13 protein-coding genes are annotated in these 14,779 nt (G+C 61.5%); 11 read left to right on the top strand and 2 right to left on the bottom strand.

Translation table 11 applies throughout. The features are described from left to right. The first annotated feature begins 42 nt into the window (after positions 1-42). Both L0976_RS21325 and L0976_RS21320 read left to right on the top strand, forming a co-directional pair. Positions 43-1,137 (top strand): glycosyltransferase family 4 protein, encoded by a 1,095-nt coding sequence (locus L0976_RS21325; protein WP_085421461.1) that lies wholly within the window; start codon positions 43-45, stop codon positions 1,135-1,137. Positions 1,138-1,149: 12 nt separating this feature from the next. Then, complete coding sequence (locus L0976_RS21320) at positions 1,150-3,360, top strand: amylo-alpha-1,6-glucosidase (protein ID WP_085421460.1); 2,211 nt, start codon at positions 1,150-1,152, stop codon at positions 3,358-3,360. A 41-nt stretch (positions 3,361-3,401) separates the two neighbouring features. On the opposite strand, the gene L0976_RS21315 is transcribed toward L0976_RS21320, so the two are convergent. Continuing rightward, entirely contained in the window at positions 3,402-3,623 is a 222-nt protein-coding gene (locus tag L0976_RS21315) for a hypothetical protein (protein ID WP_085421485.1), read from the bottom strand. Positions 3,624-3,852: 229 nt separating this feature from the next. Here L0976_RS21315 and L0976_RS21310 point away from each other — a divergent pair, with 229 nt between their 5' ends. The 7 genes from L0976_RS21310 to ftsH all read left to right on the top strand — a co-directional run bounded on the left by L0976_RS21310 (position 3,853) and on the right by ftsH (position 9,813). Then, positions 3,853-4,329: an Hsp20 family protein gene (locus tag L0976_RS21310; protein WP_085421459.1), complete on the top strand. Its 477-nt coding sequence runs from the start codon at positions 3,853-3,855 to the stop codon at positions 4,327-4,329. Between the two features lie 94 nt (positions 4,330-4,423). Continuing rightward, on the top strand, positions 4,424-4,933 hold the full coding sequence (locus L0976_RS21305) for an Hsp20/alpha crystallin family protein (protein ID WP_085421458.1): 510 nt from the start codon (positions 4,424-4,426) through the stop codon (positions 4,931-4,933). 71 nt (positions 4,934-5,004) lie between these two features. Further along, entirely contained in the window at positions 5,005-5,751 is a 747-nt protein-coding gene (locus L0976_RS21300) for an ETC complex I subunit (RefSeq protein ID WP_085421457.1), read from the top strand. 8 nt (positions 5,752-5,759) lie between these two features. Then, positions 5,760-6,083 carry a DNA-directed RNA polymerase subunit omega gene (locus L0976_RS21295; RefSeq protein ID WP_085421484.1) on the top strand — a complete coding sequence of 108 codons (324 nt, stop codon included), beginning with the start codon at positions 5,760-5,762 and terminating at the stop codon, positions 6,081-6,083. A gap of 31 nt (positions 6,084-6,114) precedes the next feature. Next, positions 6,115-6,480 (top strand): SPW repeat protein, encoded by a 366-nt coding sequence (locus L0976_RS21290; protein ID WP_234189195.1) that lies wholly within the window; start codon positions 6,115-6,117, stop codon positions 6,478-6,480. Between the two features lie 98 nt (positions 6,481-6,578). Then, complete coding sequence (locus tag L0976_RS21285) at positions 6,579-7,964, top strand: DegQ family serine endoprotease (RefSeq protein WP_085421455.1); 1,386 nt, start codon at positions 6,579-6,581, stop codon at positions 7,962-7,964. A 13-nt stretch (positions 7,965-7,977) separates the two neighbouring features. Further along, entirely contained in the window at positions 7,978-9,813 is a 1,836-nt protein-coding gene (gene ftsH / locus L0976_RS21280; protein WP_234189194.1) for an ATP-dependent zinc metalloprotease FtsH, read from the top strand. 298 nt (positions 9,814-10,111) lie between these two features. Here ftsH and L0976_RS21275 read toward each other — a convergent pair whose 3' ends face one another. Continuing rightward, positions 10,112-10,714: a hypothetical protein gene (locus L0976_RS21275; RefSeq protein WP_143531570.1), complete on the bottom strand. Its 603-nt coding sequence runs from the start codon at positions 10,712-10,714 to the stop codon at positions 10,112-10,114. Between the two features lie 435 nt (positions 10,715-11,149). Here L0976_RS21275 and L0976_RS21270 point away from each other — a divergent pair, with 435 nt between their 5' ends. Together L0976_RS21270 and L0976_RS21265 are read left to right on the top strand one after the other, a co-directional pair. Next, complete coding sequence (locus L0976_RS21270) at positions 11,150-13,117, top strand: ParB/RepB/Spo0J family partition protein (RefSeq protein WP_085421482.1); 1,968 nt, start codon at positions 11,150-11,152, stop codon at positions 13,115-13,117. Between the two features lie 76 nt (positions 13,118-13,193). Further along, a complete protein-coding gene (locus tag L0976_RS21265; RefSeq protein WP_085421453.1) occupies positions 13,194-14,042 on the top strand; it encodes a DUF932 domain-containing protein in 849 nt (282 codons plus the stop codon). Positions 14,043-14,779 lie beyond the last annotated feature (737 nt).

The following is a 14,779-nucleotide window of genomic DNA, read 5'->3' as shown; positions in this document are numbered from 1 at the left end:
TTTTTACCGACGACTCTTTGCTCAACTGAGGAGGTTTTGCCGATGAAGATCGCTCAGATCGCGCCGCTCGCCGAAAGCGTTCCGCCCAAGCTCTATGGGGGAACCGAGCGCATTGTTTCCTATCTCACCGAAGAACTTGTCGCCCTTGGCCATGACGTCACGCTTTTTGCCAGCGGCGATTCCGTCACAGATGCCAGACTGGTGGCGTGCTCGGACGTCGCGCTGCGGCTCAACCCGAATGTCAGGGATCATCTGCCGCATCAGGTCGTCATGCTGGAGGAAATTCGGCGGCGCGCGCACGAATTCGACGTGCTGCACTTCCATATCGATCTCCTGCATTTTCCGCTGATCCGGGATTTTGCCGACCGCACGGTCACAACGCTGCATGGCCGGCTCGACCTGCCGGACCTGCTCCCCTTTTACCGGACCTTTCCAGACATTCCTCTGGTTTCGATCTCCAACGATCAGCGCAGACCAATGCCACCGGTCAACTGGTCCGGAACGGTCTATCATGGTCTGCCGGCCGATCTCCTTCCCTTCACGGCAAAGCCTAAAGGCAGCTACCTCGCCTTCCTCGGACGGATATCGCCGGAGAAACGGCCTGATCGCGCCATCGAGATCGCGACGAAGATCGGCATGCCCCTGAAGATTGCAGCCAAGATCGACAACGCAGACAAGGCTTACTGGGAAACGGTGATCGAGCCGATGGTCAAGAGCCATCCGAATGTCGAATTCGTCGGCGAGATCAATGAGCATCAGAAGGCGGCTTTCCTGGGCAATGCCGGCGCGCTGCTCTTTCCGATCGACTGGCCAGAACCGTTCGGGCTGGTGATGATCGAGGCCATGGCTTGCGGCACGCCGGTCATCGCCTTCCGCTACGGCTCCGTGCCGGAGGTGATCGACAACGGCGTTTCCGGAATTCTGGTCGACAGCGTGACGGAAGCGGCTGAGAACGTCGAACGGGCACTCAGGATGGATCGAAAGAAAGTTCGTGCGACCTTCGAGAAGCGTTTCAGCGCAGAACGGATGGCGCGAGATTATCTCGACATCTATCGGAACCTCCCGGGCGTTCGCACCAAGGCGGCCCCGCTACGCCGCGCCAATGGCCAGGATCTGAATCTCCAGGTCGTAGCGTAGGGAGATTGTGGCATGTCGGCCGCTTCTGTGGACAGCAAGCCATCCGGCGCATCGGTCGGGCCAGCCGCGCCGGTGGCACAATTCTTCATCCCGGCGGCCGCCTCGCTGCAAGAGCGACGGCCGCGCACCCTCAAGCACGGTGATACCTTCGCCGTCTTCGACCACAATGGTGATGCGCTTTCCGGGCCTGGCAGCCCGGAAGGCCTCTTTCACCGGGATACGCGTCATCTCTCGCATTTCTACCTGACCATCAACGGAAAGCGGCCGATGCTTTTGTCGTCGACGCTACGCGACGACAATGCGACGCTCACCTGCGATCTCACCAATCCTGATCTTTTCGACGAGAGGGGCAAGCTCACACTCGGGCATGATCTCATTCATGTGCGTAGGTCCCGCTTCCTGTGGAATGCCCGTTGCTACGAACGGCTGGCCATCAGGAACTATGACGATCGGCCACAACATGTTCGTATCGAAATCGGGTTCGGGGCAGATTTCGCCGATCTGTTCGAAGTCCGTGGAACCGCAAGAGCAAGGAAAGGGAGGCATCTTCCTGCCGTCATGGAGCAGAATTCGATCCTGCTCTCCTATATCGGCCTTGATGATCGGAAGCGGTCCACGCGCCTGTCGTTCGCTCCGCAACCGAACGAAATCCGCAGCGATTTCGTTACCTATGATCTTCATCTTGAGCCGCGCGAGACGCGGTCGCTCTTCATCGAGATCGGTTGCGACCAGACCGCCGCCGCCCAACCGAGCCACCGTTCCTTTTTCCTGGCCCTTCGGGATGCCCGTCGTGCTTTACGCTCCTCGTCCTCGCGCGCGGCATCGATCGCCACGTCAAACGAGATCTTCAACGAGGTCGCGCGTCGTAGCATCTCCGATCTGTACATGCTGATGACCGACAAGCCGGAAGGTCCCTATCCCTATGCCGGCATACCCTGGTTCAGCACCGTCTTCGGCCGAGACGCGTTGATCACTGCGCTTGAGACGCTTTGGCTCGATCCACAAATCGCCCGCGGCGTGCTCGGGCATTTGGCGGCGAACCAGGCGACGGAGATCGATCCTGTCGCGGATGCCGAGCCGGGAAAGATCCTGCATGAAGTACGCTATGGCGAAATGGCTGAACTCGGCGAGGTTCCGTTTCGCCGCTATTACGGCAGCATCGATTCCACCCCGCTCTTCGTGATGCTCGCCGGCGAGTATCTCGACCGGACCGGAGATCTCGCCACCATTGAGCGGCTACTGCCGCATATCGAGGCGGCGCTGACCTGGATCGACGAACATGGCGATCGTGACGGCGACGGTTTCGTCGAATATGGGCGGCTGACGGAAGAAGGCCTGATCAACCAGGCCTGGAAGGACAGCCACGACTCCGTTTTCCACGCCGACGGCACATTGGCGAAGGGGCCGATCGCCATCGTCGAGGTTCAGGCCTATGTCTACGGCGCCTGGCAGGCGGCGGCGGAGATCTTCCGGCGGCTTGGCCGGCCAGAACGGGCGGCAAAGTTTCTCGCACGAGCGGAGGGCCTGCGCCGCGCCTTCGATACGAGCTTCTTTGACGAGGACCTCGGCACGTATGTGTTGGCGCTCGACGGAGACAAGCGCCCCTGTCGCGTCCGCTCCTCCAACGCCGGCCATGCGCTGTTTACCGGCATCGCTTATCCTGAACGAGCCGCGCAGGTTACCCGCACGCTGATGAGTGCCTCGTCCTTCTGCGGCTGGGGCATTCGCACCGTTCCCTCCACCGAGGCGCGCTATAATCCCATGAGCTACCACAACGGCTCGATCTGGCCGCACGACAATGCCCTGATCGCCAGCGGACTTGCCCGCTATGGCTATCGCGCTGAAGCGGCGCGGATCTTCGAGGGCCTGTTTGCGGCCTCGACGTATATCGACCTGCGCCGGCTTCCGGAACTCTTCTGCGGTCTGCCGCGCCAGCGCGCACAGGGGCCGACCTTCTATCCGGTTGCATGCTCTCCTCAGGCATGGGCAGCCGCGGCGCCACTTCTCCTGCTGCAATCCTGCCTGGGCCTCGACTTCGATCCGAATGCCCTGCACATCAGCTTCAATGAGCCGCAATTGCCTTCTTTCCTCGACGAGGTGATCCTGCGGCGCCTGCAGATCGGCAATGGCTCGGCCGATGTCGCCATCCGCCGATCCGGCCGGCATGTCGTGGTCGACGCTATCGACCGCCGCGGCGATATCCGGGTGCTGACGACGGCATAGGCGAGGCAGCATCTGCAAGGCGGCATGGTTACCCGCCTTGCCTATTCCGGCTCATCTTCATCCGAAACCAGCAGGTCGACCAGGGTGGCAACCCTCCCGCTCGGCAAAGGCCGTCCTTCACCTATCAAGGCTTCGTCATTGTTGACCCACGCGAATGCCTCGGAGAGTTCAGCCTGCGTTGCGCCCGTCGCGATGACATCGGCCACGAGAGTTTCGTCGACAGGGCCAAGGATGGTGATGACATCGTCGGAAGTCATTGTCATATCCATTGCTCCTTTGTGGACTTATTCGTATCTGGCCTCCCACCGAATCTGGTGACGGAAACGGAAAAATCAATTTTTTTATGCCGGGTGATTTCACCCCTCTTGAACTCGCAACCGACTGAATTATATCAATATTGTTCGATTGCCCAATGGGGATCGACAAGTCCAGGAGGCGCCATGTGCTCTTGGCGTCTCCTTGTTCCATGTTGCTTCAAAGGAGGATATGGTTATGAGGACAAACCTCGATTTCTCCCCCCTGTTCCGGTCGAGCATCGGTTTCGACCGAATGTTGAATGCGCTCGAAGCCGCAAGCCGGATCGAGACGATCGACAACTGGCCCCCGTATGACATCGTCAAGACCGGCGAGGACGAGTACCGCATTGCCATGGCAGTGGCGGGCTTCTCGCAGGACGAATTGACGATCTCCCAGGAGCAGAACATGCTCTTCGTCGCGGGCCAGAAGGCAAATGCTGACGATGTGCAGTATCTGCATCGCGGCATCGCCGGCCGCTCGTTCCAGCGCCGGTTCGAGCTTGCCGATCACGTCAAGGTCGTAGGTGCCGGCCTCGTCAACGGTCTGCTGACCATCGATCTCAAGCGCGAAATCCCGGAAGCGATGAAGCCGCGCCAGATCGAGATTATGACCGACATGGCGCTGCCGAAGGCCGAGACGAAACAGATCGAGGCCGAGAAGCAGGCGGCTTAAGCCTTTCCGAACGCAATACGCGCGCAAGGCGCCGGGCGATGCCCGGCGTCAACAGGAAAGCTTTGCCAACTGATCCAACAGAAAGGAGAAAAACATGAGTGTTCGTGATCTGATTCCCTGGGGCCGCAACAATAGCAACCAGGTCCCGACTGTCCTGCGCGATGACGACCGTGATCCTTTCCTGTCGCTGCATCGCGAGGTGAACCGCCTGTTCGACGACGTCTTCCGCGGCTTCGGTTCCGGCCTGCCGTCCTTTGGCAACGGCTCCGCATTCAGCGCCGGCTGGCCGAGCGTCGAGATCTCCGATACCGACAAGGAGATCAAGGTGACCGCCGAAGTGCCCGGCCTTGAAGAGAAGGACATTGAGGTCCTGCTCAACGACGGTGTCCTGACGCTGAAGGGCGAGAAGCGCTCCGAGAGCGAAGACAAGGATCGGCAGTTCTCCGAGCGCTATTACGGCCGGTTCGAGCGCCGCATACCGCTCGGCGTCGAGGTTAAGGATGACCAGGTCGATGCCCGCTTCAAGAACGGCGTGCTGACGGTGACCCTGCCGAAGAGCGAGAAGGCGCAGTCGCAGGTCAAGCGCATCGCCATCAAGAGCTGATCGATCCGATCTACCTGGCGGCCGGCCTTTGGCGGCCGCCAGTATCCTTCGCCAACAGGGAGGGATGAACGATGGAGACTTCAAGAGAGACACACCACGAAATCGTAACGCCGACGTCCGCTTTCCCCGCTTCGAACGACAACCTCCGGAGCCAACTTTCTTTCGGCCGGTCTCTGTTTCCCGCGGATGCCGTTGCTCGCATCTTCAAGCCATCTCGCTCGGTGATGACGTCAGGGACCGCGCGAACCAAGGGATGGCGGCTCGTCTTCGACCGTAGCCGCTCACCCTTCATCGAGCCGTTGATGGGTTATACGGGTGGGCACGACACGCTGACGCAGGTCGAGCTGGAATTTCCCACCCTCGAAGCTGCCATTCGCTATGCCGAGCGGCAGGGCCTGAGCTACGTTGTGCAGAGGCGGGTGGCCAAGCCGGCCAAACGGCTATTGGTCCAACGACCGAAGCGGACGTCTCATGCCTTCTCCGACACGACGCTGGAGCGGCTCGGCCTTTCGGCACTTCAGGACAGCTATGATCAGGCGCTCGACGGCGCGGCAACCCGCAATGATCCGTCCGGACCGGAAAGCTGGTCCTCACCGATGGATGTTGTTACCGACAGCACGTTGTCGCTCCAGGCCAAACGTTCGATCCTGATGAACTGGGCCTGGACGGAGTACCTGATCGACCAGGCCACCAACGAGGGCATGCCGGAGAACGCGCGTCCCTCGCGCCTCGATGAAGTCGACCAGGCGCTGCTTGCGCTCGAGCGGGAAGTGGAAGCCAGCCGGTCCGTTCCCGTGACCGATCGAAAAGCTGCATGAGGTGCCCCATGGATCCGCATGTCGTTTTCGATTGCCAGAAGATACTGCCGAACAGATTTGCCTTGGCGCTCGCCGCGGCCGCCCGCAGCCGTGCGCTGTACCGCGGCGCGGAGCCAAGACTTGACCGGCAGGGCGTAAACGCGAGCGAGCTTGCGTTGCTGGAGATCGCCAACGGGGCGTTTGTTGAGGATGAACTGGCGCCGTACCTGTTCCCGTCGCCGGCAGGCGCACCTCTCCTGGCGGCTCCGTCCACCACACCCGAGTTTCGCGGCGACGGCCGTTCAAGCGCTGCCGCCGCACCCGTCTCCTGTCCGCAGGAGGCGGTCCATTGATGATGCAACCAACCGATGAGGAGAATGAACGATGCTGAAGTCCCTGTCTTCGAACAACCGGACGGCTTTCGATATCGTCAATATCGTTGCCGGTCTTGGTCTTCTGATGTCACCCTGGCTGCTTGGCTTCACCGCCGAGACCTACGCCGCCTGGAACGGCTGGATCGTCGGCGCGGCCGTCGCCCTGATCGCCGTCGCCGCGCTCTACGCCTTTTATGAGGTGGAGGAGTGGGTCAACCTCGTGCTCGGTATATGGGCTGTGGTCGCTCCATGGGTCCTCGGCTTCTCAGCCGTGACGGCAGCCATGTGGGCGTATGTCATTGCCGGCCTTGTCGTCGCGGTATTGGCCGCCGGCAGCATCTGGTTCAGCCATAACAGTCCACTCTCGACCGCATAAGCTGACGAAGAACGGGTCCGGACCTTCGGGCCCGTTCTTTTTATGCCTTTCGTGCCTCGCGCCGGAAAAGAAGAACACCATCAATTCAGGAGCAACCGATGTTCGATCTCGCCCCGAGGCTTCGCACGATTGCCGCGTCCGCAGCCATCGCCGCCGGAGCCGTCCTGTTCACCGTCACCCCCGCCGTCGCGCAGATAGCAGGGCCGGCACCTTCGTCCACCAGCCTTCCGACATTGGCGCCGATGCTTGAGCATATCACGCCGGCCGTCGTCAATATTGCTGTCGTCTCGCGTTCGTCGGTCGAGAGCAATCCCCTTTACAGCGATCCCAACTTTCGCCGCTTCTTCAATCTGCCGGAGCAGCAACCGCGCGCCAGGATGAGCGCGGGCTCGGGCGTCATCGTCGACGCCGCGAAAGGCTATGTGCTGACCAATCATCATGTCGTCGATGGCGGAACCGAAATCTCCGTCACCCTGAAGGATGGACGTCAGCTGCCCGCAAAACTCATTGGCAGCGACAAGGAAACCGACATCGCGTTGCTCCGGATCGAAGCGAAAAATCTCACCGCGATCCAGACAGGGGATTCCGATGCCCTCAAGGTGGGCGACTATGTCGTCGCCATCGGCAACCCTTTCGGTCTCGGCCAGACGGTAACTTCAGGCATCGTCAGCGCGCTCGGACGGAGCGGCTTGAACATCGAGGGCTATGAGGACTTCATCCAGACCGATGCCTCGATCAACCCCGGCAATTCCGGCGGTGCCCTGGTGACGCTCGACGGCAAGCTGGTCGGGATCAACACAGCAATCCTCAGTCCCGCTGGCGCCAACGTCGGTATCGGCTTTGCGGTGCCCAGCAGCATGGCGATAACGGTGATGAACCAGTTGATCGCCCATGGCGAGGTTCAGCGCGGCAGGCTGGGCATCGGTATCCAGGATATCACGCCGGATCTGGCGGAAGCCCTCAAGCTCGGTGACCTGCGGGGCGCCCTGATTGCCAATGTCGAACCCGGTTCGTCGGCCGACCATGCAGGATTGAAGACCGGCGATGTGGTGACGGCAATCGACGGGCGTCCCATCCACGGCGCCACCGATCTCAGGAACCGCATTGGCCTCACGCCTGCAGGCAGCAAGATCCGGCTGACCGTGAAGCGTGGCGATGACGAGCAGGTGGTAGCCGCCACGATCGCAGCCGAAGACCGGGCTTCGACAGATCTTTCCGGCACGGCGTTCGATGGCGCCAGGATGCGGGACGCGTCGGATGCCGAATCCCGGCAGGTTGGTGCCTCCGGCGTGGTGGTCGAAGGCATTGCATCCGGCAGCCTCGCCGCTCGCACCGGGCTTCGGGCTGGCGACATGATCGTTGCGGTCAACCGGGTTCCCGTTGCTTCCGTTTCCGACTTGCGACGGACGATCGCCGAGAAACCCGCTATAGTCGCCCTTGAATTGATCCGCGACGGCGGCCGCCTGCTGCTGGTCGCGCGGTAACGGGAGCGATCGCATGGAGATGAACAGGAAGATACGGTTTAATATCGGCTATTGGATCGTCGCCTTCTTCATTCTGATGGCGATACAGTATTTTCTCGCGACGGCGACCCAGGTTGCGCGGATCCCCTATAGCCAATTCGAAACGGACCTCAGGGACGGCAAGATCGCGGAAGTCGCCGTTTCCGACAGATTCATTCAGGGGCGTTTCAAGGAGCCGCAGAACGAGCGTTCCTATTTCATCACGACGCGCGTGGAACCCGACCTCGCCCAGCAGCTTCAACAGCACGGCGTGGTGGTAACCGGCCAGATCGAAAGCACGTTCCTGCGCGATCTTCTGTCCTGGCTCATCCCCGTGGCGCTCTTCGCCGGTGTCTGGATGTTCATGCTGAGGCGCATGGGTGGCGGGGTCGGCGGCGGCCTGATGCAGATCGGCAAGAGCAAGGCCAAGATCTATGTCCAGTCCGATACCGGCGTGACGTTCAAGGATGTCGCAGGCGTCGACGAAGCCAAGGAAGAACTCAAGGAGATCGTCGACTTCCTCAAGGACCCGGTAGGCTACGGCCGGCTCGGCGGCCGCATGCCGAAAGGCGTGCTTCTCGTCGGCCCGCCCGGTACCGGCAAGACATTGCTGGCGCGCGCCGTCGCCGGAGAGGCCGGCGCGCCGTTCTTCTCGATTTCCGGTTCCGAATTCGTCGAGATGTTCGTCGGCGTCGGCGCGGCCCGCGTCCGCGATCTGTTCGAACAGGCCCGCGCCAAGGCGCCGGCGATCATCTTCATCGATGAGCTCGACGCGCTGGGCCGTGCGCGCGGCATCGGCCCGATGGCGGGCGGCCACGACGAGAAGGAACAGACGCTCAACCAGCTTCTGGTGGAGCTCGACGGTTTCGACTCGTCCACCGGCCTCGTGCTTCTTGCAGCGACCAACCGCCCCGAGATCCTCGATCCCGCGCTCCTCAGGGCCGGGCGCTTCGACCGCCAGGTGCTGGTCGACCGGCCCGACAAGACCGGCCGCATCCAGATCCTCAACGTCCATCTGAAAAAGGCGAAGCTGGCGCCGGAAGTCGATGTCGAGCAGATCGCCGCACTCACGCCGGGCTTTACAGGCGCTGACCTTGCCAACCTTGTCAACGAGGCGACGCTGCTCGCCACCCGCAGGAGGGCGAATGCGGTCTCAATGGACGATTTCAACAACGCGATCGAGCGCATTGTCGCCGGCCTCGAAAAACGCAACCGGCTGCTCAATCCCAAGGAGCGGGAGATCGTCGCGCATCACGAAATGGGCCACGCGCTGGTCGCAATGGCCCTGTCGAGTGTCGACCCTGTCCATAAAGTCTCGATCATTCCGCGCGGCATAGGCGCGCTCGGCTATACGATCCAGCGCCCGACGGAAGACCGCTTCCTGATGACCCGAGAGGAACTGCAGAACAAGATGGCGGTCCTGCTCGGCGGCCGTGCGGCGGAATGGATCATTTATGGCCATCTTTCGACGGGGGCAGCCGATGATCTCGTCAAGGTTACGGATATCGCCCGCGCCATGGTCACCCGCTACGGCATGACCACGAAGCTCGGCCATGTGGCACTGGAAAAGGACAGGCGGTCCTTCCTCGCGACCGACCAGCCCTATTACGGGCCGCAGGAACACGAATATTCCGATGAGACCGCAGCAATCATCGATGAAGAGGTACGTCGAATTGTCGATGAGACGTTTGCCCGGACGGTGGAACTGCTCCAGGAGCGCAAGCCCACGCTGGAGCGGGCCGCACGGCTTCTCCTTGAAAAGGAGACTTTGGATGAGGCTGACTTGAAGTCGCTTCTGGCTCGGCGTGACGCCGCGGTTCAGTCAATCTGAACAGGCCGGGTTTGCCGCATCACGTTCCCTACCAGGCGTCGGTCGAGCTGCGCGGCGATAATAGGAACGGCAGTTGCTCCCGCTGCACCAAGCCGTTGACCAGCTTCGCGAGAACGACGCGGTTGGTAACGTCAATTCGAAGCCATGGATGAGCCTTTCGCTGACCTGGCGGTATTTCCTCCGTCTGTCCTCAAATCGTCGCTTAGTGCCTCGCGTGAGTCCGAGGCCTCCTGTAATGACGCAAGAACTTCTTGCCTCGAAAGAGGCGTAGTGCGTTCTGTCCCGGTCGCGGCGCTTGTCAGTGCTTCAATGCCGATAGGATCGATGCAGCGGTGGGAAAATCATCTTCCCTTGCGCTGCGGACCGCAAACACAACGCGCAGGGCGCCGAACATTGTGATGCTGAGGAACAGCAGCGCGTTGACCCACGCGAAAGCCCACATCAGCCAAAAAGGTGCCGGGTCGTCGGTCGTGAGCAACGACATGATATGATGGCTCCCGGCAAGGAAGCCGATCAGCAGGATCAGCGCCGCCGGTGTGACGAGGGCAAGATCGATCAGTTTCAGCGCAAACAATCGGGTCGGCTTCGGCAGCGAGCTTCTGAGGCCGCTTGCCCTAACGGCTTCCCGGAAATGTCCCAGCGACATTGCCTGACGAAACAGCGTGTGACCGGGGCGGGCAACCAAGGTCAGTGCCGTCCGAATAACACCTGCCCCAACAAGAGCCAGCGTCAACCAGATCGTTGGTTGAAAGAGGCTGGACACATCTACCTGGGACAGCGCCCGGAACATTCCGTAAATCAGCCAGAGCGGAGCGACCGTGATGGCGACGCGCAACTGCGCAATCATCAGCTCAAGGCGACGAAGCTGCCCGATCGAGAATTGGCGAGTGTCCTGTTCCAACAGGGCTCTCCTATCGTAGTCATCGCATTTCACCATGATCAGCTCGGATCTTCAATCGAAACTGCTCAGGTTTGAACGAGAGATTGAGAGCGCGTCACCGCGCTCGCTTCCCATAAGGAGCATCCGCCTCACGGCGGACGCGCTTCTCCTTCATGACATTGCCGCTCATACGATAAGGCGAAGATCAGGCCAACGGGCAAGCGCGCCGGAGGGCGCTGTCGGCCGTCGAAAAAATAGGCTTTCACCGCTTCGCGCCGAACCTTCCGATTTTTCCCCCGTCCGACCCTTGACCGGATCTGCGTCCTACCGGGAGCGGGCTTGCGCCCCTCCCTTCGTCCCGAGGACGTGGGGCACGTCCTTCGGACCAAAGGAAGAAGGCTTCGCCCACAGCGGGATTTGAAGACCCGTTCAATGGAAAATCAGGAGATTGAAGCCATGACAACAATCATCATCGAACTGAACAAGCTGGACGCCGACCCCAAGAACGTCCGCAAGAGATATGACCCTGTCAAACTTCGCGAGCTTGCCGCGAACATCGGCGCCGAGGGGGTTCTGCAAAACCTTGTCGTGCGGGCGGGCGACAAGCGCGGCCGCTATTTCGTGACGGCGGGCGAACGCCGCAGGCTGGCGCTGCTGCTCTTGGTGGAGCAGGGCAAGATTGCAAAGAACCATCCGGTCGAATGCAAGCTCCGCGAAGCTGCAAACGCGACGGAAATCAGCCTGTCGGAAAACGTCTTCCGCGAGGACATGCACCCGGTCGACCAGTACGAGGCTTTCTCGACCATGGCGGCGGAGGGCAAATCCATCACCGACATTGCCGCTCATTTCAGCGTGACCGAAATCATCGTGCGCCGCCGCCTCGCTCTGGCGAAGGTGTCCCCGAAGCTGCTTGAACTTCACCGTGACGGGGAAATGACCTTCGAACAGCTTTCCGCCTTCACGGTTTGCGACGATCACGAACGGCAGGAACAGGTTTGGGGAAGCTTGTCGCAGTGGGATCGCAGAGCCCGCCAGATCAAGTCGGCACTCATGACCGAAGAAGTCCCCAGCACCGACAGGCGCGTCATGCTGATCGGCGGACTGGACGTCTACGAGCAGGCAGGTGGAGCCGTACGCCGCGATCTCTTCGATGAAGAGGGCGGCGGCTATGCCCTGGACGTCGCATTGCTCGACAGGCTCGCCTCTGAAAAGCTGGAAGATGCCGCCGCCCCTTATCGCGGGGCAGGCTGGAAATGGGTGGAGACGGCATTCGAGCGCCCGGACTGGATTTTCAACTTTCCGCGCATCTACCCGACCGAAGTGGAGCTGTCCGCGGAGGATCAGGCCGAACATGACTCGCTTTCCCAAGAACATGACGATCTGACCGAACTGATCGACGGCGAGGACGACGAGGACGGAGATGATGAGTCTATCGAGGCCGCCGTTCAGCGGCTCGCTGAAATCGACAAGCGTCTCGATGAACTGTCCGCGAAGCAGGAAACCTATCTGCCAGAGGACATGGCGCGCGGCGGCGTGGTGGTGTTCATCAACCGCTTCGGCAACGCGGAAGCCGCCGTCGGGATCATCAGGGAAGAAGACGAGGTCGAGGAACCGGACGACGACGACAGCGACGAAGCCGTGGCGGAAGATGGTGAAGCCGGCCCCGAAACCGTCAACGCCAGTGGCAAGAGCAGCGCGACCGAGGAGCGCATCTCTAACTTCACGCATCCTCAATCGTTGATTGAGGTTCTGACGGCGAAGAAGACCGCTGCCCTGCGTGTGGAACTGGCGAACAATCCCGGCGTGGCCTTGGCCGCCGTCGTCCATGCCATGCTGTTGCGGATCAGCTACGGCGGCTATGTGTCCGAACAAAGCGCCCTGCAGGTGTCGCTCATCCATGAGCGCACGGGCAAATGGATCAAGGAGCCGGAAGATTGCGCAGCCTCGGTTGCGTTCGAAAGCCTGCAGGAAAACTACGGGCACAAAATCCCCGGCAATCCCGCCGACCTGTTCGACTGGTGCCTTGAACAGGACCGCGACGAGCTTTTGTCCCTCTTGGCCTACGCCGCCGCACATGCGGTCAACGCGGTGGAGGTGAAATTCTCCGACCGCCGAAGCGGGATCGAGCAGGCCAACCAGCTTGGCCGAGCCCTCAAGGTCGACATGACCAACTGGTTCGAGACGACCGCCGACAGCTACTTCAGCCACGTCAATCGCCGGGGGATCGAGCAGGCAGTTCTTGAGGCCCGAGGACCGGAGGCCGCCCTTGCGGTTTCCGCCGCATCCAAGAAGGCAGAGGCCGTTTTGATCGCGGAACGAAAGGTCAAGGGTTCGGGCTGGCTCCCGGCTCCTGTCCGGATCGCAGCCGATCCGAATGCCGAAGTCGATGCCGATGCGCAACCGTTGCCGATGGCAGCGGAATAGCCCCGCCGTTGCCAGCCAGCCGCCCCGAGGGGATTGCCCTTCGGGGTGGCAACGGGAAAAACCTTGGAGACAGACAATGAGCATCTACACCGAGACCGCACGTTTCGACACGGGCCGCGCGCTGACTGAAACCGAAATGTGCCGCATCGCCCCTTCCATCTTCGCCGTGACCGCCCATGAAAGCCGGTCTGAACGCTTCCAGCCTATTCCCACCATCGAGGTTTTGCGCGGTCTCATCCGGGAGGGATTTATGCCGGTCGGCGCAAAACAGTCGCGCAGCCGCACCGAAGGCAAGGCTGACTTCACGAAGCACCTTATCCGCCTGCGCCGCGTCGATGACGGCAAGGTTTACAACGTGGGCGACACCGTTTGCGAAATTCTCCTCAAGAATGCCAATGACGGAAGCAGCGCCTATGAACTGATGGCGGGGCTGTTTCGCATCCGATGCCTCAATTCTCTGGTAGCGCAGACCGGGACCATCGATGCGATCAAGGTGCGCCACTCCGGCGACGTTGCTGGAAGGGTGATCGAAGGCACCTATCGCGTCCTTGGCGAAGCCGAACGTACTCTTGCCGCGCCACAGGACTGGTCGACGCTGCGGCTGAACCGGGAAGAGAGGCACATTCTTGCGGACGCTGCCCATGTTCTTCGGTTTGGCGACAGCGAAGGCGAGACGACGACGCCGATCAAGCCGGAACAGTTGCTTGTTCCGCGCCGTCATGACGACCGTGCTGACGATCTCTGGACGGTCTGGAACGTGGTGCAGGAAAATGCCGTCAAGGGCGGCCTGCGCGGCGTGGGACGCGACGACCTCGGCAGGCCGCGCCGCGTGAAGTCTCGCGCCGTCAACGGCATCGATCAGGACATCAAACTCAACAAGGCGCTGTGGCTGCTTGGCGAGCGGATGGCTGCTCTGAAATCGTGAGGGGAACCAGATGCGTCGCTGCATAGGCGGCGCATCGCCCATTCTCGGCGTTTGCCCGTCCCGGCCGCCATCGAAGCGGCGCGGGACAGGGCCGAGGGGTGCCCCTTGCGCCCCACCCCTCGGCGCTCCCCGCCCTCCCATGAAAAACGGAGCGCAAGGAGCCGGGGCAGTCGATCCCGCTTCCCCTTCGGGCCACTATGTTGAAGCTCCTGCGGCTGCCCTTCTTCCGCTCCTTGCGCGTCGAGAATTCCCGAAATCCCGGCCCACGGCCGGCGCTATGCTGATTTCTCCGATGCTCTTCATTCTTGCGGGATCGCGTCTTGCTCGTTTCACGTCGCGCCGTCGCGATCGACAGGGAAAGTCTGCGCACCAGCGCTGTCCGCATTCGTTTTCCAGCCGCAGCGCCGCCGGGCGGCGCGGCCGCGGCCGCAGTGAGCCGGGATATCCGGCGAACGCAGCAGGCGGAGGAAACCCGCGCTCCCACATAGCGCCGTAGGGCTTTCCGGAGCCTCGTGGGAAACGACCGCGTGACCCTGATATCTGTCGGGAGATGATTCGGACTGTCCAGGCCATCCGCTCGGTACGAGCGGAGCGCGCTCTATGCCGAAGGCACGGAACCGGCCTGGGGCCGTCTCCGCCGACCCTGGTGGCGATCGCTTGTCCGGGCGGGGGCTTGCATCCCCAGCATCGAGGCCCGTTCCGGTCCGCCTTGTTTGTTGTCGCCCCTGACATCGCCG

The organism is Shinella sp. NM-101, assembly GCF_021401195.1.
Taxonomy (GTDB): domain Bacteria; phylum Pseudomonadota; class Alphaproteobacteria; order Rhizobiales; family Rhizobiaceae; genus Shinella.
This window is presented reverse-complemented; position numbering and strand designations above follow the sequence as displayed.

Coding starts and splice junctions, on each gene's coding strand:
- L0976_RS21285 (WP_085421455.1), top strand. CDS start 6,579: ATGTTCGATCTCGCCCCGAGGCTTCGCACGATTGCCGCGTCCGCAGCC.
- L0976_RS21270 (WP_085421482.1), top strand. CDS start 11,150: ATGACAACAATCATCATCGAACTGAACAAGCTGGACGCCGACCCCAAG.
- L0976_RS21310 (WP_085421459.1), top strand. CDS start 3,853: ATGAGGACAAACCTCGATTTCTCCCCCCTGTTCCGGTCGAGCATCGGT.
- L0976_RS21300 (WP_085421457.1), top strand. CDS start 5,005: ATGGAGACTTCAAGAGAGACACACCACGAAATCGTAACGCCGACGTCC.
- L0976_RS21305 (WP_085421458.1), top strand. CDS start 4,424: ATGAGTGTTCGTGATCTGATTCCCTGGGGCCGCAACAATAGCAACCAG.
- ftsH (WP_234189194.1), top strand. CDS start 7,978: ATGGAGATGAACAGGAAGATACGGTTTAATATCGGCTATTGGATCGTC.
- L0976_RS21295 (WP_085421484.1), top strand. CDS start 5,760: ATGGATCCGCATGTCGTTTTCGATTGCCAGAAGATACTGCCGAACAGA.
- L0976_RS21290 (WP_234189195.1), top strand. CDS start 6,115: ATGCTGAAGTCCCTGTCTTCGAACAACCGGACGGCTTTCGATATCGTC.
- L0976_RS21325 (WP_085421461.1), top strand. CDS start 43: ATGAAGATCGCTCAGATCGCGCCGCTCGCCGAAAGCGTTCCGCCCAAG.
- L0976_RS21265 (WP_085421453.1), top strand. CDS start 13,194: ATGAGCATCTACACCGAGACCGCACGTTTCGACACGGGCCGCGCGCTG.
- L0976_RS21315 (WP_085421485.1), bottom strand. CDS start 3,623: ATGACAATGACTTCCGACGATGTCATCACCATCCTTGGCCCTGTCGAC.
- L0976_RS21320 (WP_085421460.1), top strand. CDS start 1,150: ATGTCGGCCGCTTCTGTGGACAGCAAGCCATCCGGCGCATCGGTCGGG.